The sequence below is a fragment of the Caballeronia sp. 11_S32 genome (assembly GCF_056930355.1).
In genome coordinates this window covers 941,645-966,813 of the sequence record NZ_JBXOWH010000004.1, presented here as the reverse complement: position 1 = coordinate 966,813, position 25,169 = coordinate 941,645, and the positions used below count along the sequence as shown (strand labels likewise).

The following is a 25,169-nucleotide window of genomic DNA, read 5'->3' as shown; positions in this document are numbered from 1 at the left end:
AAAGCGCAGTGCTTTCATGTTGTCCGCGCTCTTCGCCTTTTTCAGCATCGCGGCGTTCGCGGCAGACGCCCCGAAGGAAACGCCCTCCGGGGGCGCACCGCTCGAACGTGCGCCGGATACGATGCAGGCCCGCGTGATGGGCTGTGCGGCCTGTCATGGCCCGCACGGCGAGGGCACCGACAACGACTACTTCCCGCGCCTGTCCGGTAAGCCCGCCGGCTATCTGTACAACCAGCTGCTCGCGTTCCGCGATGGCCGGCGCAAGTATCCGCCGATGAACTACCTGCTTGCGTATCTGCCCGACGCGTATCTGAAGCAGATCGCCGAGTATTTCGCGAGCGAGCGCCCGCCGTTCCCGCCGCCCGCCGCCGTCACCGTCGATGCGAAGACGCTCGATCTCGGCAAGGCGCTCGTCACGAAGGGCGATGCATCGCGCAAGGTGCCTGCCTGCGTGAGCTGCCACGGCGCGGCCATGACCGGCATGGAGCCCGCCATTCCCGGGCTGCTGGGCCTGCACGCGGACTATCTCAGCGCGCAGCTCGGCGCGTGGCGCTACGGCACGCGCTCGACCGTCCCGCCCGATTGCATGGGGCAGGTCGCGAAGCTGCTTTCGGAGCGCGACATCACCGCGATCGCCGCCTATCTCGCGTCGCTGCCCGCGCCGGCCAATCCGGTGCCGGTGGCTGCCGGTTCGATCAAGATGCCGCTCGCCTGCGGCAGCGTTCACAACTAACCGAGGACCCGACGTGCTCCGTTTTCGACATATCCGAGCGCTGACCGTCGCGGTCTTCATGGCGGCGTGCGCCGCGCCTTTGGCATCGACCGCGGCGCAAGCGGCTGACGCCGCCACCATCAAGCGCGGCGAATACCTCGCGCGCGCGGGCGACTGCATCGCGTGCCACACGCTGCCCGCGGGCAAGACCTTCGGCGGCGGCCGTCCGATGGACACGCCCTTCGGCACGCTCTATACGCCCAATATTTCGTCGGACAAAGAGACGGGCCTGGGTCAATGGAGCGCCGACGAGTTCTACGCGATGATGCACACCGGCAAGTCCCGCGACGGCTCGCTGCTCTATCCCGCCATGCCCTTTGCGTCCTATACAAAGGTCACGCGCGCCGACTCCGACGCCATCTACGCGTTCCTGATGTCCACGCCGCCCGTGCATCAGCCGAACCGGCCGCATGAGCTGCGCTTTCCGTTCAATCAGCGGCAACTGCTGCTTGGCTGGCGCTCGCTCTTTTTCAAGGAGGGCGAGTATCAGCCCGATCCGAAGCAGTCGGCCGAATGGAACCGCGGCGCCTATCTCGTCGAAGGCCTCGGGCATTGCTCGATGTGCCACACGGCGATCAACGCGCTCGGCGGCAACGTGTCGTCGAAGGCGTTCGAAGGCGGCCTGATCCCGATTCAGAACTGGTACGCGCCGTCGCTCACGTCGAACAAGGAAGCGGGCTTGGGCGACTGGAGCATCGAGGACATCGTCGGACTGCTGCATGCGGGCGTGTCGAATCGCGGCGCGGTCTATGGTCCGATGGCCGAAGTTGTCTACGACAGCCTCCAATATCTGACCGAGGAAGACGTCCGCGCGATGTCCGTCTATCTGAAGGCGCTGCCCGCGCGGTCCGGCGACAAGTCGGAGCCGCCGAGCCAGGCCGTCGTCGAACAGAAAACGAGCCTCTCGCCGCTCGGCAAAAAAATCTACGACGCCCAATGCGCCGAATGTCACGCGGCGCAAGGCCAGGGCAAGCCGCCCGATTTCCCGCCGCTCGCGAACAACCAGTCGATCGTGATGAGTTCGGCCGTGAACCCGATCCGCATGGTGCTGAACGGCGGCTATCCGCCGGGCACGTTCAAGAACCCGAAGCCCTACGGCATGCCGCCGTTCGCGCAGTCGCTCTCGGATGTCGAGGTCGCGGCGGTGGTCACGTACATCCGCACCGCGTGGGGCAATCGCGGCACGCCGGTGACCGTGAAGGAAGTGAACGAATTGCGTTCGGCGCCACTTTATTGAACATCGACACACCATGACCGAAGACCCGAATGAAATCGCGAAGGATGACGCGAAGCTCGACGAGATCGTGAAGCGCGGCCCGTCGGGCGCGATCGCGCTCGCGGGCATCGCGACCGCCATCGTGATCGGCATCTGGTTCATCTTCTACTTCGCCGTGTTCCTGCCGCGTGGCGTGATCCAGTGATTCACTAAGACAAGCGCATATGGCCATCAATCCAAGCTCGCACGACGTCGCCGAACGGGTCGAACGGCGCTGGGCGATTCTCGTACTCGTCATCGTCGGCGTGCTGGTCGCGATGGTCGTCTATACCGGCATTCACTGGGCGATGATGCCGCCCTCGCGCGTCGAGACGATTCGCCCCGAAACGCTGCACGTGTCGGGCGAGTTCATCGAGAGCAATCTCGGCAGCGCGCCCGAGGCGGACGGCTCGGTCACGGTGCGCATCGTCGCGCAGCAGTACTCGTTCACGCCGCAGTGCCTCGTCGTGCCGGCGGGCGTGCCGGTCACGTTCCGCGCGACGAGCTCCGACGTCGTGCACGGTTTTCTGATCACCAACACCAACATCAATTCGATGCTGGAGCCGGGTTACGTCTCGACCTTCAAGACGACCTTCGACAAGCCCGGCGAGCATTTGATGCCCTGCCACGAGTACTGCGGCACCGGGCATCAGAACATGTGGGCGCATGTAAAGGTGGTGGATCGCGCCGAATTCATGCAGATGGCCGACAAGCTGCCGGCCAATTCGCGGAGAGTGTCCTGTGTTCAATAGCAAGCGCCTCGTACTCGCGCATTTCTGGCTGGCGTTCATCGCCTTCGGCGTTGCGCTGCTGCTCGGCGCATGGCAGATGCTCGTGCGCAGCCCGCTGCATCCGTGGCTGCAGAATCCCGAGCTGTACTATCGCTCGGTGACGGAGCACGGCACCGTGATGGGCTACGCGTTTCCGACGCTCATCGCGATGGGCTTCGGCTATGCGGTCAGCGAGCTCGCGCTCAAGCGCCCGCTCGTCGGGCTGCGCTGGGCGTGGCTCGGCTTCTGGCTCGTGGCCATCGGCGCGGTCACGGCGACGGTGCCCGTCGCGATGGGCCTCGCCTCCGTGCTCTATACCTTCTATCCGCCGATGATCGGCAACGTGTTCTATTACGTCGGCGTGGTGTTCGTCGTGGTCGGCTCGTGGGTTTGGGTCGCGCTGATGTCGGTGAATCTCGCTTCGTGGAAGCGCGAGAACCGCGGCAAGCCTGTGCCGCTCGCGATGTTCGCAACGGTCGCGGGCGCGTATCTGTGGGGCTGGACGGCGGTGGGCGCGGCGATCGAGGTGATCTTCATGATCCTGCCGGTCGCGATCGGCTGGAAGACCACTATCGACGCGGGCCTCGCGCGCGTGTTCTTCTCGTGGACGCTGCACGCGATCGTCTACTTCTGGCTGATTCCGGCGTATATCGCGTACTACACGATCATTCCGCGCGCGATCGGCGGCCGCCTGTACAGCGATGCGATGGCGCGCATCTCGTTCATCCTGTTCCTCGTCGTGTCGATGCCGATCGGCATCCACCATCTGTTCGCCGATCCGCAAGTGGGCTCGGGCTTCAAGTTCCTGCATTCGGTGTTCACCGCGCTCGTCTCGGTGCCGACGCTGCTCACCGTGTTCACGATCTCGGCGTCGGTGGAGATCGCGGCGCGCCTGCGCGGCGGCAAGGGGGCGCTCGGCTGGATCAAGGCGCTGCCCTGGGACAACCCGATGATGCTCGCCGTCGCGTTCTCCTTCGTGATGCTCGGCTTCGGCGGCGCGGGCGGTCTCATCAACATGAGCTATCAGCTCGACTCCACCGTGCACAACACGCAATGGATCACGGGCCATTTCCATCTGATCTTCGCGGGCGCGATCGTCATCATGTACTTCGTGATCGCGTATGACCTGTGGCCGCACTTGACGGGCCGCGCGCTGCAAAGCGTGAAGCTGATGCGCTGGCAGTTGTGGCTGTGGTTCATCGGCATGATCGTGCTGACGTTCCCGTGGCATTTCGTCGGCATTCTGGGGATGCCGCGGCGCATGGCGTTCTACGACTACAAGGACCCGGAGATCGCGGCGCAGGCGCTGTCGGTCGTGATCTCGGTGGTGGGCGGATTCATCCTGGTTGTGTCGGCGGTGCTGTTCTTCATCGTGCTGATCAAGGCGCATCGCGCGCCGAAGATCGCGGTCGAGGAGTTCAGCTTCAGCCGCGCGGTGCATGAGCCGCGCACCATACCGGTTGCATTGAACGGCTTCGCGTTGTGGCTCGTGCTGATGATCGGCCTCACGCTCGTCAACTACGGCTTTCCGATCGCGCAACTGCTCGCGCGTTCGGACACGGCGGTGCCCGCGGTGCCGATCGGAGCGCAGCGATGAGCGACGAACGCCTCTTCACATTCCGCAACCGCTGGTTCTCGGTCAGCGTATTGGGGACGATCGCCCTTGCGGTGATATCGATTTTGATCGGCTTCGTGTGGTTGCCTTCGGTGCATCGCGATGCGCAGTTCACCGGCATCTGGAACGCGATCTGCAGCGCGGCGGGCGTGCCGCGCAGCTGGTATTCGGGCGATACGACGGTCGAGCCGAAGATGAAGCTGACGAGCGTCGAGGTCACGCCGCAACTGCTTGCGAATGCGAGCGCGAACTCGATCGGGCGCGGCGCGACCTTGGCCTTGCGCTGCACGATGTGTCACGGCGAGCGCGGCATGAGCGAGGCCAACTCGCCGAATCTCGCGGGTCAGTATGCGTCGGTGATCTACAAGCAGCTGATCGATTTTCAGAAGGGCGCGCGGACCAATGCGGTGATGTCGCCGATGGCGATGAACCTGAGCGATCAGGACATGCGCGATCTCGCGGCTTACTATGCGAGCTTGCCGAGGCCGCCCGCGCAGCGCAAGGTGAGCGATTCGCTTGCGCCGCCGATCGTCGCGCATGGCGCGCCGATGCGCAATATCGCGCCTTGTGCGGCGTGTCATGGGGGCATCGATAACAAGGCGGGCAGTCCCTGGCTCGATGGGTTGCCGGCGTCTTATACCAAGGCGCAACTGGTTGCGTTCTCCAATGGCACCCGGACGAACGATATCAATGAAGTCATGCGCAATGTTGCGCGCAACATGACGCCTGAGGAGATCGATGCCGCGGCGATGTATTACGCCAGGGAGTTGAATGCCGGGGCGAAGTGATTAGGGTTGGGGCCTGGGTGTGGTCGGGGTGGGTTTTCGCCGGATCCCGTGTTCATGTTGGTCTATTAGCGTTGCCCCTATGCGGGGCGGCAGTCACTTTCTTTGCTGCTGCAAAGAAAGTAACCAAAGAAACAGCTATCCCCATCCAAAGTGCTTCAGGCCGGCCCCGGCACAGAAGATGGTATGTGGTCCGGCAGTAGCGAGTGCCCTCAAAGGTCTAATCGGGCTTGGATCGCGCACGGTCTGCCACATCGCGCCGCATAACTGACTGGTAAGGCGCCAAATAGCTCCGGCCCGCTGCGCGGCCGACCAGTCCACCGGGGATGCGTGTGCTTCCTTACTAACGCTTCTATCTCACTGCATCCGTATCTCGCTGGTTCCCCTTGCAGACCCAACGGCAGCGCGTAGCGCTGTGCCGGAGCTATATGGTGCTGAACCAGCGTCCTTAATGTTCTAGCTTGTCAGACCGTGCGCGGTCCACGCCCGGTTAGGCCTATGAGGGCACTCGCTACTGCCGGACCACGTGCCATCTTCTGTGCCGGGGCCGGCTTGAAGCACTTTGGATGGGACAAGCTGTTTCTTTGGTTACTTTCTTTGCAGCAGCAAAGAAAGTGACTGCCGCCCCGCACAGGGGCAGTGCCAATAGACCGACACGAAAGCAGGATTGCACAGAAGCGCAGATAGACAGCGGCCGGCCCCCGAAACACCAGCGACAGCAGCAAAGAAAGCGACTGCCGCCCCGCACAGGGGCAGTGCCAATAGACCGACACGAAAGCAGGATTGCACAGAAGCGCAGATAGACAGCGGCCGGCCCCCGAAACACCAGCGACAGCAAAAGAAAGCGACTGCCGCCCCGCACAGGGGCAACGCCAATAGACCGACACGAAAGCAGAATTCCAAGAAAGCGCAGGCAAGCGAAAACCAAAAGCCAACCGCTGCTAAGCGAACAGGGGCTTCATTGCCCCCTCACGACGCTTTCTGTATCGTGGCCCGAAGAATGCTGAAAAAACCGGCAGATCAAAGGAAAGCAAATCCCAAATGGAACCCCAAAGCGAAGCAATCAAAACCGACGTATTGATCATCGGCGCGGGCCCCGTAGGCCTATTCGCCGCATTCGAGGCTGGCGTGATCGGCCTCACATGCCAGATCGTCGATACGCTCGAGCGCATCGGCGGGCAGTGCATCGAGCTCTATCCCGACAAGCCGATCTACGATATCCCCGCGATCCCGTCATGCACCGCGCGTGAACTCGTCGATCGTCTGCTGGAGCAGATCCTGCCCTTCGATGTGCCGATCCATCTAGATCAACGCGTGGAGTCCGTGATCCAGCGCGACGATCACCGCTGGACGGTCACGACCGCGCGCGGCATGACGTTCGACTGCGCCGCGATCATGATTGCCGCGGGCAACGGCGCGTTCGTGCCGCAACGCCTGCAGTTGCCCGAAGCAGCCGCGCTCGAAGGAAGCGACATTCACTACAGCGTCTCGCGCGCGGCGGATTTCGCGGACAAGGAAATCATCGTCGCGGGCGGCGGCGATTCGGCCCTCGACTGGGCGCTCGCGCTGAAGGGCATCGCGAGGAAGCTCACGCTCGTGCATCGGCGCAATGGCTTCTCGGCGACGGCGAACTCCGTCGCGACGATGAAACGCGCGGTCGATGCGGGCGAAATGGACTTCGTCGTCGGCATGATCGAGTCGCTCGATGCGCCCGACGGCAAGCTGCGCGGCGTGCGCATCAAGCAGGTCGAAGGCGCGACGGATATCGCCGCGGACAAGATCGTCGCGATGTACGGCCTCGTCTCGGAGCTGGGGCCGATCGCCGCATGGAATCTGGATGTGCGCGGCGGGCGTATCGAAGTGGATACGTCGAACTATGAATCGTCGCGGCCCGGCATTTTCGCGATCGGCGATATCGCCAACTATCCGAACAAGCAGAAGCTCATTCTGTCGGGCTTTCACGAAGCATCGCTCGCATTGCGCAAGGCGTATTCGTACGCGTATCCCGAGAAAAAGCGCGTGCATGTGCATTCGAGCTACGACACCAAGCTCGCAGAGCGCGTGATTGCCGCGCACGCGGCCGACAACGCGTGAGCGCCGCGCGTGATCGCACGCATCGCCGGATGGCTGGTGCTGGCGTCGCTCGCCGGCGCGATCGCGTTCGGCTATGCGGTGTACTCGAAGCGCATCGTGGTGCCCGAGCGCTACGATCCGTTCACGCCGCTCGACGTGCGCGCGCCGCAAGGTCCGCTCACGCGTTTCAAACTATGGCGCACGATGCACGACGCGCATCTCTGCGATGCGTCGCTCGCGCGCTCCGGTCTCGTCTATCGTGAAATGGCCGATGCAACAGGGGCGGGCGGCTGCGAACTCAAGGACGTGGTGCGCGTCACGCAGTCGGAGGACATCCGCTTCAGCGCGCCTTTTCTCGCGACCTGCCCACTCGCGCTCGGCATGGCGTATTTCGAGCATCAGTATCTTCAGCCTGCCGCGCTCGAAAGCTTCGGCGAGCGCGTCGCGCGCATCGAGCACGTGGGCAGCTATGCGTGCCGCAACGTGAATCATCAGCAGGACACGGCGCTGAGTCAGCACGCGAGCGCGAACGCCATCGACCTGACGGGCTTCGTGCTCGACGACGGACGGCGCATCACGCTCGCGCGCTGGGACGATGCCGCATCGCCCGATGGACTGTTCCTGCGGCGCGTTCACGAAGGCGCCTGCCGTTCTTTCGACACGACCCTCGGCCCGGACTACAACGCACTGCACAAGACGCATTTTCACGTCGATATGGGCCCGTACCGCGTCTGCCGTTAGCGCGATTGGAGCGCTCGCGCGCCGACGTGTCGCGGCGGGTTCGCTAAAATCGAGATGAACGCGGCACGTGCGGCATGTGCGCGCCGCAGAATCCACCCTCGACATATCGGAACAGCGAATGACGAAACAACAAACCGCCACGCAAGATCCCTACGAACGACGCGCATTGCTGCTGCATCTCGGCGATGTGCTGGAGTCGGTGTTTTGCCTGAGCCAATGCGCCGACGATTACGCGAGCATCGGCGAAGCGGTGAAGGGCAACGAAGCGCTCGCGGGCTTCACGCTGCTCGGCTTCATCGACGAAAAGATGGCGCCGCGCGATTTCATCCGCCGCGCATCGGGTGCGTTCTTCGTGTGGCCGAAGGCGCTGCTCGACGAAACGCTGAATCGCCCGCTGCTCGCCAACACGGTGAAGCACGATCTCTTCGCGGACAACGCGAAGGGCTGGGAGGCGTACGTAGTGGAGCGGCGCAAGGACGCGCCGTGGTTCGGCGAGGATCTGCCGGACGTCGCGAAAAGCGCGGCCCCGGCGCACGAGGCGGCGCCCGCCGCCGCGCCGCAGAAACAGAAAGGCAAGGCCGCGTCCGACAAACCGTCGCGCTATTCGACGTGGCCGTGGCCCGATAAACCCGCCGGCGCCGATAACGCTTGAGCGAAGGCGGCCACGCGCCGCCTTATTGCTTCTTGCCCATGCTGCTCGCGCCCGCGTCGAAGCCGAGTCCATTCGGCCGCTCGGGCGCCGCACCCTTGCCCGGCGATGCCTGGCCCGGCCGTGTCTTCAGCGCGTCGCTGGCGTTCGCGGCGGCCGCCGCCGGCGGCGTGACGTTTTTCTCCTGATACGCGGGCGTGCTGTCGTAATCGAGCTTGTTCGGTTTTTGCTGCCCCTGCTGGGCGCTTGCCGCGACGGCCAGTGTGCCGCCGAGAAGAATCCCCGCGATTCGCCCGAGTGTGCCGAGTCTGGGTCTCATCTGTTGCCTCCCTTTGTTCTGCACTTTCTTTCTGGCTAGCAAGCTGCGGACCCGGAAGCATGCGGCTTTCGCCCGCATGCTTGCCGTTTCTCAAGTGTTGTCGCATAGGGCTGCGAGCGCGCAATTAAGCGTTGACCACAGTCAAGGGCGCCTGCGCGGGCACCCGGGAAAATCCCTACTTTCAATAGGGAAAAGACAGCGATGAGAAAAGCTTTGGGGGCTACTGCGATGGCATGCGCGGCGTTGTTCGCAGGCGCCGCGCACGCGGCGGGCGATGCATCGTCGAACGATTCGATGGGCGGCATCCATGCGGGCGACGTTCTCGTGCGGTTGCGCGCGATCAGCATTCAGCCCGATGTGACAGCGGGCGGCGCGCTCGGCACGCTCGGCGTCGGCGTGAACAACGCGATCGTGCCCGAGCTCGACTTCACCTACATGATCCGCGACCAGATCGGCGTGGAGCTGATTCTCGCGACGTCGCGGCATCAGGTGACATCGAGCATCGGCGGGCTGGGCGGCGTGGGCGTGCTGCCGCCGACACTGCTTCTGCAATACCACTTCAATCACGCGGGGCGCGTGCGTCCGTATGTGGGCGCGGGCATCAACTACACGTACTTCTATAACGACAAGCTGAAGGCGGGCGATACGCCGGTCTCGATCAAGCACAGCAGCTTCGGCCCGGCGCTGCAGGCGGGCGTCGACGTGCAGGTTGCGAAGAACGTCTTCGTCAATGCGGATCTCAAGAAGATCTGGATGCGCACGAGCGCGTCGGCGGACGGCGCCGATCTCGGCTCGCTGAAGATCGATCCGTGGGTCATCGGCCTCGGCGTCGGCATGAAGTTCTGACGCGCGACGTTTCCCGCTCCATGTGAGCGGACTCGCTCCATGTCTGAAAAATTGGCGGAAGATGCCGGTGCTTCTGGCGTGGACCGTCACGCGCTCGCGGTATCCTTGACAGCAGGCCCGGCGCAGACTCGCGCCGTTCGATCATTCGTGACGGCGCGGCCTGCAACGACTAATAAAACCGCATCGGGGAACCGCAAGCCAATGAGACCTTCCACTTACGCGGGAATCGCCTTGCTCGCGGCGTGTGGCGCCGCCTTCGCGCAACAGCCGCTCACCGTGCCCGGCCGCAGCCAGAGCGCGTGGCAGCAATCGATCGATAACGCCGCGTGCTACGGCTACGCCAATCAGACGACGAAAGTGAACATGGCGCGCGAATCGCAGACGCCGCCGCGCGATGCGCAGCGCGAAACGCGCGTGCTCACGCCGCCGCGTCCGGTCGAGCCGCCGCTGCCGCCGACAGCATCGGGCGCGCACGGGGCTTCAGCCGCGGTGGCGGCATCGGGTGCGTCGGCGGCAATTGCGGCTTCGGGCGCATCGGCCGTGCCGATGGCGGGCGCGTCCATGCCGCCCGGCGCGTCCGGTCCAATGCCCGGCATACCTGCGATGCCGGCATCGATGGCGGCCGGAGCATCCGGCGCCTCCGATGCGATCTACGGCGGCGACATGAAGATGCCGCCGCTGCCGCCGCCCGAACCGCCGATGGCGCGTTATTGGCGCGCCTATAGCGACTGCATGCAGAACCGCGGTTACTTCGTGCGATGAAACCTCGACGCGCGCCCGCCGCATGAACGCCCAGCCCGTCCACGAAGGCGGATGCGCGTGCGGCGCGGTGCGCGTGCGCGTCGCGGGCGAGCCGAAGGAAGTGAATCTGTGCCACTGCATGACGTGCCGCCGCATTCACGGCGCGCCGTTCGGCGTGTATGCGATCTTCCCGCGCGATGCGTTTCAGGTAACGGGCGACACGGTCGCGTGGGAAAGCTCGCCGGCCGGCAAGCGGCACCATTGTCCGGCATGCGGCTCGCCGATTTACTTAGCCTTCGACGGCGTGGACGAGATCGAAGTGCCGACCGGCATCTTCGATGAAACCGGGCTTTATCCGCCGCAGTATGAAATCTGGTGCAAGAGCGCCGAGCCGTGGCACGACGCGCACGGGCGGCCGCGCTTTGCACGCGGCGCGCCCTGATCAGGCGATCAGCACATCAGCACTCGACGATCGCCTTCACGACGCCCGCCTTCGGATCGAGCAGGGAAGAGAACTGCTCGGGCACGTCCGAGAGCGTCAGGCGATGCGTGTTGAGCGCGTCCGTCGGCACTTCGCCCTTGCGCATTGCGGCGAGCACCGTTTCGAAGTCCTCGGGCGTCGCGTTGCGGCTCGCGAGCAGCGTCGCTTCGCGCTTGTGGAATTCGGGATCGGCGAACGAGATGCGGTCCGGCACGATCGACACCAGCACATACTTGCCGCCGTGCGCGATGAACTCGAAGCCGCGCTCCATCGCGCGCGAGTTGCCGGTCGCGTCGAACACGACATCGAAAAATTCGCCGTTCGTGAGCTTCGACAGTTCGTCCTTGTCGTGCTCGCCGATCTGCACGGTCGCATCCACCTTCAGTTCGCGCTTGCAGAACGCGAGGCGGTCTTCGCGCGTGTCGAGGGCCGTGACGTTCGCGCCGCGCAGGCGTGAGAAGGTGATCGCCGCCATGCCGATAGGACCCGTGCCGACCACCAGCACGCGCTGGCCCGGCTGCACATCCGCGCGGCGCACGGCGTGCGCGCCGATCGCGAGGAATTCGACCATCGCGGCCTGATCGAGCGTGACGCCTTCAGCCTTGTGGACGAATTGCGCGGGCAGGTTCAGATATTCGGTGAACGCGCCGTCGCGATGCACGCCCAGCACCTGGATGTTCACGCAGCAGTTGGTCTTGCCCTGACGGCACGCAATGCATTTTCCGCACGAGAGATAGGGCATGACATACACGGTGTCGCCCGCCTTCAGGCCGCTCGACGCGTCCGCTTCCTCGATCACGCCGGAGAGTTCATGGCCCATCACGCGCGGATACGAAAGGTACGGCTGATTGCCGGTGAAGATGTGCAGGTCCGTGCCGCACACGCCGACGCGCTTCACGCGCAGCAGCACTTCGTTGTCGCCGCGCTGCGGCTTCTCGCGCTGTTCGGCTTTCAGGGTTCCGGGCGTTTCGCAAATGACGGTCAGCATGCTCGTGTCTCGTGGTGTCGTTGGAGTGGGGCGTCCGACAATCTAACGACGCCAGCCGATTTGGTCAAGCCAATTTCAATATTGAAAAAGTGGTAAGGCCAGAAGTGCGGCCAGCGGCGCGCGCGGTTTCACCTTATATTTCGACGAGGACGAACCGCGCGTGACGCGCGTCATAAGGAACCCACGTGCAGCAGCTTCATGAATTCGTCGAACGGCATCCGCGGCTTTTCGTGCTTTCGGGCGCGGGCATCAGCACGGAATCGGGCATTCCCTGTTATCGCGACCGCGAGGGCCAGCGCACCGGCCGCGCGCCGATCCTGCTGAAGGATTTTCTCGGCTCGGACTACGCGCGGCGCCGCTACTGGGCGCGCAGCCTGATCGGCTGGCCGGTCGTGGCGCAAGCCGAGCCGAACGCCGCGCATCACGCGTTGCGGGCGCTGGCGGCGCGTTCGCGGGTGCATCGGCTCGTCACGCAGAATGTCGACGGCCTGCACACACGCGCCGGCAATCCCGATGTGATCGAGCTGCACGGCAATATCGGGCGCGTGCGCTGCATCGAATGCGGCGAGCGCCATACGCGCGCGGCGGTGCAGCGCATGCTGGAAGCGGCGAATCCGGATTTCGTCGGCTATACGGCGCCCGCGGTGCCCGACGGCGACGCGCACATCGAGGACCTCGACTTCGCCTCGTTCGATGTGCCCGGCTGCACGCGTTGCGGCGGCGTGCTCAAGCCCGACGTGGTGTTTTTCGGCGAAAGCGTGCCGCGCGCGCTCGTCGACGACGCGGCGCGCTCGCTCGAAGCCGCTGACGCGATGCTCGTCGTCGGCTCGTCGCTGATGGTCTATTCGGGCTATCGCTTCTGCGAGTGGGCCGCGAAAAGCGGCAAGCCGATCGCGGCGATCAACATGGGCAAGACGCGCGCCGACGCGCTCCTCGCGCTGAAGATCGAAGCGCCGTGTTCGGAGGCGCTCGCAGGCTTGATCGAGCGCCTCGACGCGCGGCCGGTGGCGGGCTAGCGCTTACTTCGATTCGCGCGATAGCGTTTCGATGCCTTCGTAGAGACGCTTCGCATCCGACATGCGCGAAAAGAGCGCGGGCGTCACGCGGACGACTTCGCCCGCGTCGGGACCGGGACGCGTCACGGTGAACACGCCGAAGCGATCGCGCAACGCGGCGACGATCGCATCGCAGGCGGCTTTGGTCGTGTGACCGTTCAGCCGGAACGCGGTGATGCCCGCAGTCATCGACGGGTCGTCGGGCGTCATGATCTGCACGCCGGGAAGTTCACGCGCCGGTTTGGCCCAGGCGTCGCGCAACGCACGCAGGCGAGCCTCCTTCGCCTTTGCCCCGATCGCGCCATGCACATTGAGCGCGGACGGCAGCGTGAACCATGCGGCGAAGTTCGGCGAGCCGGTATGCACGCGCGCGCGGATGTCGTCGGCGGGCCAGGTGCGGTCGCCGAAATACGGATCGATCGACGCGACGTGTCCACGGCGGATATAGATCGCGCCGCAGCCGAGCGGCGCGCCGATCCACTTGTGCAGATTCAGTGCGGCGAAGGGGGCGTCGAGGTCGGGCACGTCGAAATCGAGTTGTCCCCAGGAATGCGCGGCATCGACGATCACGTCCGCGCCCATTTTCTTCGCCATCGCCGATATCTCCGCAACGGGCAGCACGAGGCCGGTCGCGAAGCACACATGCGAGAGCAGCACGAGCTTCGTGCGCGGATGGTCGCGCAGCGCCTTCGCGTAGGCATCCAGCACCGCTTCGCGTGTGGCGGGCTCGGGCATCGTGATGCGCGCCGGGGTGACGCCGCGCCGCTCGCGCAGCCATTCCATCGCGTCCTTGCCGCACGGGTAATCGAGATCGCTGTAGAGCACGGTATCGCCAGGCGCCAGGCGGTTGTAGCCGCTGATGAGCGCGAGCAGCGCTTCGGTCGCGTTGCGCGTCAGCTCGATTTCCTCGACCGCGCAGCCCATCGCCGCCGCGAGCCGCTCTCGCAAGCCCTGATACAGCGACATCAGATGCGGGCGGATCAGGAGCGTCGTCTCGTGATTCACGCGTTCGGTCCAGTGCTGGAACATCGCCTTCACCGGCTCGGTCATCGCACCCCAGAAGCCGTTCTCCAGATTGATCAGCGCATCCGAGCGGCGCCACAGGCCGCGCACGGCGTCCCAATAGTGCTCGTCGGCGGCGAGGCCGGTCGCGGGCGTAGGCGGCAGCGCGGCGAGCGCGGCTTCGAATTCGGGCGTGCGGTAGTCGAGGGAATCGGACATCGGTTCGGAATATTGAGTAATCGACGAGTTGAGGAGACGAGCACGAACGTTCAGTATCGCCGATCCGCCATCGCCGTGTGAATTCGCCGCGCGGCCGATCCGAATCTTTGCCCCTTTTTGCCCCTTGTTGCCCTTAAGACCGCGATCGGGCTCGCCGTAATCAGTAACAAGAGCGCCGTGCCTCGCACGAAGGCAAACGTTCGCGCGTGCGAAACGTCCTGGCGCCATATGTCCCCTGAGAGAACCCACAACATGAACTTCAAGAACATCACGATCAGAAACAAGCTGATCGCAGGTTTCGGCATTCTGGCCGTGCTGGTCGTGCTGGTGGCGGGCGTGTCGTTGCGCGCGCTGTCCGATGCGACCGATGGCTTCGCTCGTTACGTGAACGGCATCAACGCACGGGCCGATGTCGCCGGCCAGATCCGCACGGCCGTCGACCGGCGCGCGATCGCGGCGCGTAATCTGGTGCTCGTCACGAAGCCCGCCGATCTCGAACTGGAAAAGGCCGAAGTCACGCGCGCGCACGAGGACGTCCGCTCGCGCCTCAAGCAACTGGACGACATGCTCGCGACCGCCACCGACACGAGCGAAAAGGCGAAAAACCTCGCCGCCGAGATGGGGCGCGTGGAGGCGCTGTACGGGCCCGTCGCGACGAACATCGTCGGCCTTGCGCTCGCGGGCAGGCACGACGAGGCGGTGCAGGCGCTCGACGACCAGTGCCGTCCGCTGCTCGCGCAACTCGTCAAGGCCACCGACGATTACGCGAGCTACACCGCCGCACGCCGAGAGGAAATCGTGCGCGCCGACCAGGAAAGCTTTCAGACGCAGCGCAACGTGTTGATCGCACTGTGCGCGGCGGCGGCGCTTTTCGCGGTGATCGCGGGCGTGATGGTCACGCGCTCGATCACGACGCCGATCGGCGAGGCGGTCGGCATTGCGCGGACGGTGGCGCGCGGCGATCTGACGAGCCGCATTGTCGCGGACACGAAGGATGAAACCGGCGATCTGCTGCGCGCGCTCGCGACGATGAACGCGCGCCTCACCGAAACCGTGAGCCGCGTGCGCGAGAGCAGCGGCGCGGTCGGCGGCGCGGCGCAGGAGCTCGCGACCGGTAACACCGATCTGAGCCAGCGCACCGAAGAACAGGCCGCGTCCCTGCAGCAGACGGCGGCGAGCATGGAAGAACTCACGTCGACGGTGCGTCAGAACGCCGAGAACGCGCAGCAGGCGAGCACGCTGGCGTCGAACGCGTCGGCGATCGCGAAGAAGGGCAGCGATGTCGTCAGCCGCGTGGTCGAGACGATGACCGGCATCAGCGACAGTGCCGGCCACATCGCGGAGATCACCGGGATCATCGAGGGCATCGCGTTTCAGACGAACATCCTCGCGCTCAATGCGGCGGTCGAGGCCGCGCGCGCGGGCGAGCAGGGCCGCGGCTTCGCGGTCGTGGCGAGCGAAGTGCGCAGCCTCGCGCAGCGTTCGTCGACGGCGGCGAAGGAGATCAAGGAGCTGATCGCGGATTCCACGACAAGGGTGCGCGACGGCTCCGCGCTGGCTGGCGTTGCGGGCACGACGATGGCCGAAGTCACGCAGGCCGTCGCGCGCGTGACGGACATCATGCAGGAGATCGCCGCGGCATCGGCGGAGCAGGGACGCGGCATCGAGCAGGTGAACCACGCCATCGCGCAGATGGATGAAGTCACGCAGCAGAACGCCGCGCTCGTCGAAGAAGCGGCGGCGGCCGCCACATCGCTCGAGGAGCAGGGACGCAGGCTCAACGAAGCGGTGGCGTTCTTCACGGTGAAAGGCTCGGCGGTCGTGCATGCGCCGGTTGCGAAGCCCGCGCCGCGCGCGGCGCCCGTGGCGGCGCGCAATCCCGTCAACGCGGACGGATGGAGCGCCTTCTGAGACGCCGGCTCAGGCGTTGACGTCGACGATCACGCGCCCCTTCACCTCGCCGCGCAGCAGGCGCGCGGCGACTTCGGGCGCATCGGCGAGCGCAATGGCCGTCGCGACGCTTTCGATGGTCGCGACCGGCACTTCATCGGCGATTGCCTGCCACGCCGCGATGCGCCGCGCGCGCGGCACGTAGACGCTGTCCACGCCCAACAGCGCGATGCCGCGCAGAATGAACGGCGCGACCGTCGCCGGGAGATCCATGCCTTGCGCGAGGCCGCAGGCGGCCACCGCGCCGCCGTAGCAGAGGCTCGCGCAGACGTTCGCGAGCGTATGGCTGCCGACGCAATCGACCGCCGCCGCCCAGCGCTCCTTCTGCAGCGGCTTGCCCGGTTCGGACAAGGTCGCGCGCTCGACGATATCCGCCGCGCCGAGTTCGCGCAGCCGTTGGGCTTCCTCCGGGCGCCCCGTCGACGCGATCACGCGATACCCGCGCTTCGCCAGGATCGCGACGGCAAAGCTGCCGACGCCGCCGTTCGCGCCCGTCACGAGGACGTCGCCGTCCTTCGCGCTCACGCCGTGCTTCTCCAGCGCCTGCGCGCACAGCATGGCCGTATAGCCCGCGGTGCCGACGGCCATCGCCTGGCGCGTCGTGATCTTCGCGGGCAGGGGAATCAGATGATCGCCCGGCACACGCGCCTTCTGCGCGAGCCCGCCCCAATGCGTTTCGCCCGCGCCCCAGCCGTTCAGCACCACTTTGTCGCCGGGCTGATAGTCCGGGTGCGCGCTCGTCTCGACGACGCCCGCGAAATCGATGCCCGGCACCATTGGCCACTTGCGCACGACCGGGCCTTTGCCCGTGATCGCGAGTCCGTCCTTGTAGTTGAGCGTCGAGAATTCGACGCGCACGAGCACGTCGCCGTCACCTGATGAAGCAAGGCTCGATTCGTCGATCGACTGGATGGACGCGACCGTGCGGTCGTCCTGCTTTTCGAGCATGAGGGCGTTGAACATCGGCGGGCTCCGGTTGAGGGTTGAGCGGCGCTTGAACGAAAACGAGGCGGCGCACGAGAACGTGGCCGCCCCGGTTTATATGAAACGATGCATCAATGATGCTCGAATTCCGCGCGCGGCTTGGGCGTCGCCTTCACCTTGTTGTACTGGAATTCGGGCAGCGCCTTGATCGCGTCCTTCGTCGCGCCCGCGAGCACGAACTGGCCGTCCTTCACGTCGAGCTGCTCGATCGGAATGGCGACATCGTGACGCGCCACGCCGAGGAACTTGCTCGCCGCGATGATCGCGAACGAAACCGATTTATCGGGCGCGACGATGATGTCATTGATCACGCCGACGCGCTGTCCTTGTTCGTTCACGACGGGTTTGTTGAGAACGGATTTCTTGACGCTCCAGCCGTCGATGATGGCGGTCGACACCTCGACCGATACACCGAGCGGCTGCGCGCCCGCGACCTGGGCGAACGATGCCGTGGAAGTCAGGCCGAGTGCCGACGATGCAACGAGCAGTGCCACGAGTTTCGATTTCATTGGTTCGATTCCTCAAAAGATTGGCAAACCGGTTCAATGGAATGCGCGATTCAAGCTTCCGGCGCGGTAGAAGTTTGAACGTTAATCGTGGTTTCTGCAGGAACGGTGTAAGGATGCCGCGCGCGCACTGCAATAGTGCGAACGTGCGGCGCGCTTTACCGCGATACGCGCGTGAGCGCTTCGGCCTTGTGCACGGCGCGCTTGCCGCTCTTGTCGCTTTCGACCTCGAAGCGCGGATCGTCGCGCGATGCGTCGACGGTATGACCGTCGAGCGTCGTGCGTTCGGTGACGACGCGCACGATATGCCCCGTCGTTTCGCCCTGCGGCGTGTTCCAGCGGACGTGATCGTGCAGCTTGAAGGACTTGCTCATGGCGCCCGGCTCCCGTGAAACGTCGATGTTTCGGGAAGCGCAACCGCTATGCCCGTCATTGCAGGCGGGCGAGCGTCGCGTCGTCGGCCTGGCCGCCGAAGTAGCGGCGCAGCGCTTCCTGAAAGACCTCGGGCTCATCGGCGGTGTGGGCGAAGAGCGTCATCGACGAATGAAATTTCATGTCGTCCGGATAGCCGAAGATCTGATCGACGCCGCGCCCTTGCACGCCAGTGACGATGCGCGTCAGCTCGACGAGCCGCGCGCCCAGCACCGGATGCGCGAGATACGCCTTTGCTTCGTCGCGCGATGAAATCGCGTAGTGCTGCGCCATTGCGCTGTGGCCGAGACCGGCGATCTGCGGGAAGACGAACCACATCCAGTGCGTGCGCTTGCGGCCGGCGGAGAGCTCGGCGCGCACATCGTCGATGACGCTGTCCTGGGCGTCGACGAAGCGCTGAAGGTTGAATGGATCGCTCATGGTGGACTCCTTTATGCGACCGCGTCGGCGATGCGCTTCATCATGGCCGCATCGGGATAGACGCCGACGCCCGCGTGGGCGTTGTCGATCATGTATTCGCGCCGTCCGGTGCCGGGAATCACGCACGTGACGGCCGGGTTGCCCAGCACGAACTTCAGCAGAAGCTGTGCCCACGAGGTACAGCCGAGTTCCTGCGCGAATGCGGGCAGCGGGCGGTTCTTCAGGCTCGAGAGCAGCGAGCCGCCGCCGAACGGCTGATTCACGATCACCGCGACGCCACGCTCGGCGGCGAGCGGCAGAAGGCGCGTTTCGGCATCGCGGTCATTCGCGGCGTAGTTGATCTGCACGAAGTCGATGCGCTCGGCGCGCAGCACCGCTTCCACTTGCGCAAACGCGCCCGAGGTGTAGTGCGTGACGCCGATGTAGCGGATTTTTCCGGCGGCTTTCCAGTCGCGCAGCGTCGCGAGATGCGTGCGCCAGTCGAGCAGGTTGTGGATCTGCATGAGGTCGATGCGATCGGTTTGCCACAGGCGCATCGACTGCTCCATCTGCGCGATGCCGGCGGCGCGGCCATCGGTCCAGACAATGGTGGCGATGAAGGCTTTGCCGCGTGTGTGCGCTTCGGCGAGCAGCGCGCCCGCGACGGCTTCGGACGAGCCGTACATCGGCGATGAATCGATCACCGAGCCGCCCGCGGCGAACAGCACGCGCAGGACCTCGGCGAGCTCGCGGCGGCGGGCGGCGTCGTCGCCGACGTCGAAGGTGCGCCAGGTGCCGCAGCCGATGACGGGCAAGCCTTCGCTCGTCGACGGGATGGGGCGTTTGTGCATCGGTTGGAGCGGCGCGTCGGCGGCGAATGCCGCGCGGCCGGTTTGCGCCGCGAGCGTTGCGGCGGCGGCCGCGCGCAGAACGGCGCGGCGCGTGGTCATACGCGTTGCGCGCGGCAAAGGCCGCGCGTGGAGAGCCTGACACGGAAACGGCGCATTTTTTCCTGCTCCTTCCGGAGAGTGAGCGGCGCGAACCTAATGCTCTCGGAAACGCGAGACGGCGCAAAGTTCCTCGCCGTCTCGCGCACAGCGCCTCCTCAATGCTTCCTCAACGCGGGCGTCCTGCGAAACCCTCTGAACCTTTCCCGCCGATGCTCCTCGTCGAAGTGCGCGCGCGCGGGCTTCACGAGATCGCTTCTCGACACGATGCCGACGAGCCGCAACGACTGCTTGTCCGCGACCACCGGCAAGCGCTCCAGTTCATGCACGGCGAGGCGCGTCGCGGCGAGGCGGCACGGCTCGCCCGGCAGCGCGAACGCCGGCGCGCCGTGCGCCTGCCGCTGCAGAGCATCGCCGATGCCCACGCCCGCTTCCTGCACCGACGAACCGCCGATCAGCGTCCCGAGCGACGCCCGGTCGAGCATGCCGACGAGCACGCCGTCGCGCACCACCGGATACGCGCGATGCACCTGCTGCGGCCCGAAGTGCTTCGCGAGCACGTCGGAGAGCGGCATGGCGGCGTCGATCGTCAGCACGTCGCGGGACATGACTTCATCGACGTGATGGCGCTCCAGCGGATCCACACCGTATTCGCGATAGATGTGATACCCGCGCCGCGCGATCTTCTCCGTCATGATCGAGCGCTTCATCACGACGGTCGCGAAGCCGTGCGCGACGAGCGTCGCGGCGAGCAGCGGCAGGAGGGCGTTGGCGTCGTGCGTGAGGCCGAACGCGAAGACGATCGCGGTGAGCGGCGCGCCCAGCGTCGCGCCGAGCGTCGCGGCCATGCAGACGAGCGGCCAGAGCGCCGCATCGTGGCCGGGGAGCACCGCGCCGAGCACCGTGCCGAGGCCCGCGCCGAGCATCAGGAGCGGCGCGAGCACGCCGCCCGAGGTGCCGGACGCGAGCGCCACGACCCAGATGATCGCCTTCACGGCGAGAATCGACAGCGCCACCTGAATCGCGATGTGCTGATGCAGCAGATCGCCGATCACGTCATAGCCGACGCCGAGCGCGCGCGGCTCGAAATAGCCGCCGATGCCGACGAACACCGCGCCGATCGCCGGCCACCACATCCAGTGGATCGGCAACTTGTGGAACACGTCTTCCAGCTTGTAGAGCGCCGCCGACAAACCCGACGCCAGCGCGCCCGACAGCAAGCCCGCGACGAGGCACGACAGCAGCGAAATCATGTGCGGCGGCTGCGTTTCGAGCGGAAACAGCGCGCCCGTGCCGAACACCGCCGCGCGCGCGAAGCCCGCGACCGCGCACGCGAGCGCGACCGGCAGAAAGCTGCGCGGGCGCCATTCGAACAGCAGCAGCTCGACCGCGAGCAGCACCGCCGCGACCGGCGTGCCGAACACGGCGGTCATGCCCGCCGCCGCGCCCGCGACGAGCAGCGTCTTGCGCTCGGCGGCCGTCACGTCGATGCACTGCGCGATAAGCGAGCCGAGCGCGCCGCCCGTCATGATGATCGGGCCTTCCGCGCCGAACGGCCCGCCGCTGCCGATCACGATGCCCGACGACAGCGGCTTGAGAATCGCCACCTTGGGCGACATGCGGCTCTTGCCGAAGAGAATCGCCTCGATCGCCTCGGGAATGCCGTGGCCGCGAATCTTCTCCGAGCCGAAGCGCGCCATCATGCCGACGATCAATCCGCCGATCACCGGAATCACGATGACCCACGGCCCGAGGGTATTGAGCGCGGGCGAGCGGTCCTCGATGGAAAACGTGCCGAAGAAGAACAGGTTCGTGAAGAGATGGATGAGCCCGAGGAGCAGGACGGCCGCGAGCGTGGCGATCGCGCCGATGATGGCGGCGAGCCCGCATATTTTCAGCAATCGGTCGTTGACCGAAAAGTCGCGTTTGTGATGGTCCATGGTGTACTCCCGGGAATTTCAGAGATCGATTTGCGGCACGCGGAACGCGCCTTCGAGCGACTTGAGCTCCGCGCGATGCAGCGCGGCGAGGCGTTCGAGCACGTCTTCGCCGCGCGCTTCGAGATGCACGCGCACCTGGCGGCGATCCTCCTCGCTCGGCTTGCGGCGCACGAGCCCGGCCGCCTCGCAGCGCGTGACGAGCGCCACGACGCCGTGATGATGCGATTGCAGCCGCTCGGCCAGTTCGCCGACCGTCGCCCAGTCGCGGCCCGGATAACCCTTGATGTGCAGCAGCAGCAGGTATTGCAGCGGCGTGATCCCTTCGTCCTGCACGGCGCGCTCGGAAAAGCGCTCGAAGCGCCGCATCTGATAGCGGAATTCGGACAGTTGCTCGAAGTCCGGCTTGTTGAGATTGCGCGGGGTATTCATCGGATGTCGGAAAGCGTCGGGCGGATCGGCGGCATCAGGCGCTCTTGCGCTCGCCCGCGAACGACTGTCGATAGAGGCCCGAAATCAGGTCGGCTTCGGTGATCATGCCGGCGAGCTGATCGTGCGCGCCGACCACCGGAATATGGTGGTGCCCGAAGTGCGCGAACATCGGCACCAGTTCGGCGATCGCGGTGCTCGACTTCACGGTGCAGACGTCCGTCGTCATCAGCGAGGCGACGCGCGCTGGGGTCGTCGACGGGCCGCGCATGAGCCGTTCGATCGCGTGCCTCATGCCTTCGGCGAAGCCGCCACGGCGCACCGGCGCCAGGTCCGCGCGCGTGACGATGCCGCACACGCGGCGCGTCGCGTCGATCACCGGCAGCGCCTTCACGTGATGCTTGTCGATGAGCGCGAGCGCCGCCTGCGCGCTCGTGTCCGGGGACACCGAGACGACCGCGCGCGACATGATGTCCGCGCACGTGAACTCCGTGAAGCGGCGCGCGTAGGCCTGCAACTGGGTTTCGCGCAACAGCGCTTCGAGATCGTCCGGATCGACGTCGAGCATTTCGCTGCGGCGCGCGAGCACCGCTTCGAGATCGGCGCGCGTGAACGATGAGGCATCGGGCGGCGCGGTCGCCGGCTGCGGCGCGGCATGGCCGTGCGGATAGCGGTGCCCCGTCAGGGCATGGAACGCGATGGCCGACGAAAGCAGCGCCATCGACTGGATCGCCACCGGCGCGAACACGAAGCCGTAGCCGAGCGCGTGGATCGACGGGCCGCCCAGCACGGCCGTCAGCGCGACCGCGCCCGAGGGCGGATGCACGCAGCGCAGCGCGAACATCGCGCAGATCGCGAGACAGGCGGCGAGCGCGGCGGCATCGACAGGATCGTGCACGAGCATCGCGCAGGTCACGCCGACCGTCGCCGAGACGATGTTGCCGCCGATGATCGACCACGGCTGCGCGAGCGGACTGGCGGGGACGGCGAAGAGCAGCACGGCGGAAGCGCCCATCGGCGCGATGAGATACGGCATCGCCGATGCATCGCCGATCAGCAGATGCGCAAGCCCGCCCGTAAGCGCGATGCCGATGAGCGCGCCGAGACCCGCGCGCAAACGCTCGGTCCAGCGCAGGGTGACGGGAGCGGGGAGGAAGCCATGCAGCCAGCGAAGCAATGCGATACGCGACACTTTTTCAGCGTTCCGGGAGAGTCAGTGGAGGTACACACTGGCTGGCCGGGCGGTCGCGCGAGAGCAAGCGTGCGTCAATCGTAAAATTATATCGCAGTATGATACAAATTGTCGCGCGTTTCGATTTGCCGCGGCTGAACGGGCGTGCTCAGCCGTGGCGTCCTCCTGTACGATGAACTTTCCTTCGCGCGGCGCGGACACTTCGACATGGCTCGTCGCTTCATTCCTCTCGTGGCGTGCGTCATCGCCGGCGTGTGCGCGTGGTCGTGCGCCGTTGCGGCCACGAACGACGACCCTTCGACCATCGTCAGCGACGTTCACGCGTTCGTCGTCGCCGACGACGGCTCGCTCACCGAGGACGACACCACGGTGCTGCGCGCGAACACGTCGGCGGGCATCGACGAGATCGCGCAGCGCTACGTCTGGTACGACAAGAGCGTGTCGAACGTGGAGATCGTCGAGGCTTATTCTGTCGATGCGAACGGCGTGCGCCACGACGTCTCGCCCGATCAGATGCGCGACATCCAGGAGCCGCGCTCGGCGGGCGCGCCGACGTTTCAGGACGCGAAGCTGCGCGCGGTGATCTTTCCGGCTGTGGGCGTCGGCTCGACGGTGCATCTGCGCTTTCGCAAGAGCCAGGCGGCGGCGGTGATTCCCGGGCAATTCAACTATTACGTCGATCCGGGGCAGCGGCCCGTGCTGCATCAGCGGCTCGTCTTCGATCTGCCCGCCGGCAAGCCGCTTTACGCCGATGCGCGCGGCTATGCCGCCGAGCCGCCCGTCACGGAGAACGGCCGCACGCGCTATGCGTTCGTGTACCGGCGTGAGCACATCGCGCGCATCGAAAGCGGCTCGGTCGGCTATGCGCAGTACGGCGACCGGCTCGTCGTCACGACCTTTCCCGACTACGCGAGCTTCGCGAAGAGTTATCGCGACGCCGCCGCCGATCCGTCCGCCACCGATCCCGCCATTCGCGCGCTCGCGCTGTCGCTCACGCAAAACGACGCCGACGACCGCGCGAAAGCAAAGACGCTCTACGACTGGGTGCGCCGCAATATCCGCTATGTCGCGATGTTCATCGGCCAGAGCCCCGCCGTGCCGCATCGCGTGACGGAGGTGCTCGCGAACCGTTACGGCGATTGCAAGGATCACGTCGCGCTTTTCGGCGCGCTGCTCGATGCCGTGGGCATCCGCAACGAGCCCGCGCTGATCGGGCTGGGCGCGGTCTATACGCTGCCGTCCGTGCCGGGTTACGGCTCGGGCGCGATCAATCACATCGTCACGTGGCTGCCGGATCTGAACGTGTATGCGGACAGCACGGCATCGAGCGTCGAGTTCGGGTTTCTGCCGCTCGCGGACATGGACCGGCCCGCGCTGCTCGTGAACACCGGCGCGCTTGCCCGCACGCCCGCGACGCAGGCGCTCGCGCGCACGGCGCGCCTGCAGATCGAGGTCGCGCCGCAAGGCGAGGCGAGCTTCGCCTACTGGGTGGAGGATGCGGGATGGAGCGCCGAGATCGAGCGCATGAACCTGCGGCTCGCGAACGCGCAGCGGCGCGACCAGATCGCGGCGGACCGGCTGCGCTTCACGAACCTGCGCGGCGCGGGCGCGCTGACGACGAGCAATGTCGATGCAAGCGGGGGCCCGTTCGCGACGACCCTGCGCGGCACGCTCGACGATATCGTCTGGCCAACGGGCACGACCGCGCTGCCCGCGCTGACGAGCCTGTCGGGCGGCATCGCGACGACGGCGCGCAACTGGCTCGCCGAGCGCACGCGCACGCAGCCGTATCTGTGCATCGGCGGCAGCTTCGACGAGGTCGCGCAGATCACGCTGCCGAAGGCGATGCGCGTCTCCGAAGTGCCCGACGATGTGGATTTCACGAGCGATTTCTTCCGCTACCGCTCGCGCTACCTCTTCGATCCGTCGACCAATGTGATTCAGATCTCGCGCACGCTCGAAGCGCGCTTCGGCAGGCAGGTCTGCTCGCCGGAGGATTTCCGGGCGGCGGCGCCCGCGCTCAGGAGGATCGAGCGCGATACGCAGGCGCAGATCATCGTCAGAGCCGCAGGCCGATGAAGG

26 protein-coding genes are annotated in these 25,169 nt (G+C 65.9%); 15 read left to right on the top strand and 11 right to left on the bottom strand.

The window, feature by feature from the left end; translation table 11 throughout:
* Window positions 1-121 precede the first annotated feature (121 nt).
* From AC1Z32_RS30550 to AC1Z32_RS30510, 9 genes are all read left to right on the top strand, one after another.
* Window positions 122-733, top strand: a complete 612-nt coding sequence (locus AC1Z32_RS30550; protein ID WP_483483351.1) for a c-type cytochrome — start codon at window positions 122-124, stop codon at window positions 731-733.
* A 58-nt stretch (window positions 734-791) separates the two neighbouring features.
* Window positions 792-2,009, top strand: coding sequence for a c-type cytochrome (locus AC1Z32_RS30545; protein ID WP_483483350.1), 1,218 nt, complete (start codon window positions 792-794; stop codon window positions 2,007-2,009).
* A gap of 13 nt (window positions 2,010-2,022) precedes the next feature.
* Window positions 2,023-2,193, top strand: a complete 171-nt coding sequence (locus tag AC1Z32_RS30540) for a hypothetical protein (protein WP_483482563.1) — start codon at window positions 2,023-2,025, stop codon at window positions 2,191-2,193.
* A gap of 19 nt (window positions 2,194-2,212) precedes the next feature.
* On the top strand, window positions 2,213-2,779 hold the full coding sequence (locus AC1Z32_RS30535; protein WP_483482562.1) for a cupredoxin domain-containing protein: 567 nt from the start codon (window positions 2,213-2,215) through the stop codon (window positions 2,777-2,779).
* Complete coding sequence (locus AC1Z32_RS30530) at window positions 2,769-4,394, top strand: cbb3-type cytochrome c oxidase subunit I (protein ID WP_483482561.1); 1,626 nt, start codon at window positions 2,769-2,771, stop codon at window positions 4,392-4,394. The genes AC1Z32_RS30535 and AC1Z32_RS30530 overlap by 11 nt, the downstream gene beginning before the upstream one ends.
* Window positions 4,391-5,200, top strand: coding sequence for a c-type cytochrome (locus AC1Z32_RS30525; RefSeq protein ID WP_483482560.1), 810 nt, complete (start codon window positions 4,391-4,393; stop codon window positions 5,198-5,200). The genes AC1Z32_RS30530 and AC1Z32_RS30525 overlap by 4 nt, the downstream gene beginning before the upstream one ends.
* Before the next feature lie 1,038 nt (window positions 5,201-6,238).
* Window positions 6,239-7,291 (top strand): NAD(P)/FAD-dependent oxidoreductase, encoded by a 1,053-nt coding sequence (locus tag AC1Z32_RS30520; RefSeq protein ID WP_483482559.1) that lies wholly within the window; start codon window positions 6,239-6,241, stop codon window positions 7,289-7,291.
* A 9-nt stretch (window positions 7,292-7,300) separates the two neighbouring features.
* Window positions 7,301-8,011, top strand: coding sequence for an extensin-like domain-containing protein (locus AC1Z32_RS30515; protein WP_483482558.1), 711 nt, complete (start codon window positions 7,301-7,303; stop codon window positions 8,009-8,011).
* Window positions 8,012-8,129: 118 nt separating this feature from the next.
* Complete coding sequence (locus tag AC1Z32_RS30510) at window positions 8,130-8,663, top strand: hypothetical protein (protein WP_483482557.1); 534 nt, start codon at window positions 8,130-8,132, stop codon at window positions 8,661-8,663.
* Window positions 8,664-8,685: 22 nt separating this feature from the next.
* Here AC1Z32_RS30510 and AC1Z32_RS30505 read toward each other — a convergent pair whose 3' ends face one another.
* A complete protein-coding gene (locus AC1Z32_RS30505) occupies window positions 8,686-8,979 on the bottom strand; it encodes a hypothetical protein (protein ID WP_483482556.1) in 294 nt (97 codons plus the stop codon).
* Between the two features lie 228 nt (window positions 8,980-9,207).
* Between AC1Z32_RS30505 and AC1Z32_RS30500 the strand changes: the two genes are divergently transcribed.
* The 3 genes from AC1Z32_RS30500 (at window position 9,208) to AC1Z32_RS30490 (ending at window position 11,008) form a co-directional block, all read left to right on the top strand.
* Complete coding sequence (locus AC1Z32_RS30500) at window positions 9,208-9,825, top strand: OmpW/AlkL family protein (protein WP_483483349.1); 618 nt, start codon at window positions 9,208-9,210, stop codon at window positions 9,823-9,825.
* Window positions 9,826-10,026: 201 nt separating this feature from the next.
* Window positions 10,027-10,587: a hypothetical protein gene (locus AC1Z32_RS30495; RefSeq protein ID WP_483482555.1), complete on the top strand. Its 561-nt coding sequence runs from the start codon at window positions 10,027-10,029 to the stop codon at window positions 10,585-10,587.
* 22 nt (window positions 10,588-10,609) lie between these two features.
* Window positions 10,610-11,008, top strand: coding sequence for a GFA family protein (locus AC1Z32_RS30490; protein ID WP_483482554.1), 399 nt, complete (start codon window positions 10,610-10,612; stop codon window positions 11,006-11,008).
* A gap of 16 nt (window positions 11,009-11,024) precedes the next feature.
* Here the strand turns inward: AC1Z32_RS30490 and AC1Z32_RS30485 are convergent, their stop codons facing one another.
* Entirely contained in the window at window positions 11,025-12,035 is a 1,011-nt protein-coding gene (locus AC1Z32_RS30485) for a zinc-binding alcohol dehydrogenase family protein (RefSeq protein WP_483482553.1), read from the bottom strand.
* Window positions 12,036-12,220: 185 nt separating this feature from the next.
* Between AC1Z32_RS30485 and AC1Z32_RS30480 the strand changes: the two genes are divergently transcribed.
* Window positions 12,221-13,051: an NAD-dependent protein deacetylase gene (locus tag AC1Z32_RS30480; protein ID WP_483482552.1), complete on the top strand. Its 831-nt coding sequence runs from the start codon at window positions 12,221-12,223 to the stop codon at window positions 13,049-13,051.
* 3 nt (window positions 13,052-13,054) lie between these two features.
* Here the strand turns inward: AC1Z32_RS30480 and AC1Z32_RS30475 are convergent, their stop codons facing one another.
* Window positions 13,055-14,311 carry an aminotransferase class V-fold PLP-dependent enzyme gene (locus tag AC1Z32_RS30475; protein WP_483482551.1) on the bottom strand — a complete coding sequence of 419 codons (1,257 nt, stop codon included), beginning with the start codon at window positions 14,309-14,311 and terminating at the stop codon, window positions 13,055-13,057.
* Window positions 14,312-14,563: 252 nt separating this feature from the next.
* On the opposite strand from AC1Z32_RS30475, the gene AC1Z32_RS30470 reads away from it, so the two are divergent.
* The gene (locus AC1Z32_RS30470; protein WP_483482550.1) at window positions 14,564-16,222 is read left to right on the top strand and encodes a methyl-accepting chemotaxis protein; all 1,659 of its coding nucleotides are present in this window, start codon (window positions 14,564-14,566) and stop codon (window positions 16,220-16,222) included.
* A gap of 9 nt (window positions 16,223-16,231) precedes the next feature.
* On the opposite strand, the gene acuI is transcribed toward AC1Z32_RS30470, so the two are convergent.
* From acuI to AC1Z32_RS30430, 8 genes are all read right to left on the bottom strand, one after another.
* Entirely contained in the window at window positions 16,232-17,224 is a 993-nt protein-coding gene (gene acuI / locus AC1Z32_RS30465; protein ID WP_483482549.1) for an acrylyl-CoA reductase (NADPH), read from the bottom strand.
* A 92-nt stretch (window positions 17,225-17,316) separates the two neighbouring features.
* Window positions 17,317-17,754 (bottom strand): PRC-barrel domain containing protein, encoded by a 438-nt coding sequence (locus tag AC1Z32_RS30460; RefSeq protein WP_483482548.1) that lies wholly within the window; start codon window positions 17,752-17,754, stop codon window positions 17,317-17,319.
* Between the two features lie 155 nt (window positions 17,755-17,909).
* Window positions 17,910-18,125, bottom strand: a complete 216-nt coding sequence (locus tag AC1Z32_RS30455) for a hypervirulence associated TUDOR domain-containing protein (protein ID WP_483482547.1) — start codon at window positions 18,123-18,125, stop codon at window positions 17,910-17,912.
* A gap of 55 nt (window positions 18,126-18,180) precedes the next feature.
* Window positions 18,181-18,603, bottom strand: coding sequence for a DUF1810 domain-containing protein (locus AC1Z32_RS30450; protein ID WP_483482546.1), 423 nt, complete (start codon window positions 18,601-18,603; stop codon window positions 18,181-18,183).
* Window positions 18,604-18,614: 11 nt separating this feature from the next.
* Window positions 18,615-19,532 carry an aldo/keto reductase gene (locus tag AC1Z32_RS30445; protein WP_483482545.1) on the bottom strand — a complete coding sequence of 306 codons (918 nt, stop codon included), beginning with the start codon at window positions 19,530-19,532 and terminating at the stop codon, window positions 18,615-18,617.
* Between the two features lie 155 nt (window positions 19,533-19,687).
* Window positions 19,688-21,469: a chloride channel protein gene (locus AC1Z32_RS30440; RefSeq protein ID WP_483482544.1), complete on the bottom strand. Its 1,782-nt coding sequence runs from the start codon at window positions 21,467-21,469 to the stop codon at window positions 19,688-19,690.
* 18 nt (window positions 21,470-21,487) lie between these two features.
* Complete coding sequence (locus AC1Z32_RS30435) at window positions 21,488-21,898, bottom strand: MarR family winged helix-turn-helix transcriptional regulator (RefSeq protein ID WP_483482543.1); 411 nt, start codon at window positions 21,896-21,898, stop codon at window positions 21,488-21,490.
* Window positions 21,899-21,932: 34 nt separating this feature from the next.
* Window positions 21,933-23,087, bottom strand: coding sequence for an HPP family protein (locus tag AC1Z32_RS30430; protein WP_483482542.1), 1,155 nt, complete (start codon window positions 23,085-23,087; stop codon window positions 21,933-21,935).
* Between the two features lie 207 nt (window positions 23,088-23,294).
* Between AC1Z32_RS30430 and AC1Z32_RS30425 the strand changes: the two genes are divergently transcribed.
* A complete protein-coding gene (locus AC1Z32_RS30425) occupies window positions 23,295-25,166 on the top strand; it encodes a DUF3857 domain-containing transglutaminase family protein (protein ID WP_483482541.1) in 1,872 nt (623 codons plus the stop codon).
* Window positions 25,167-25,169 lie beyond the last annotated feature (3 nt).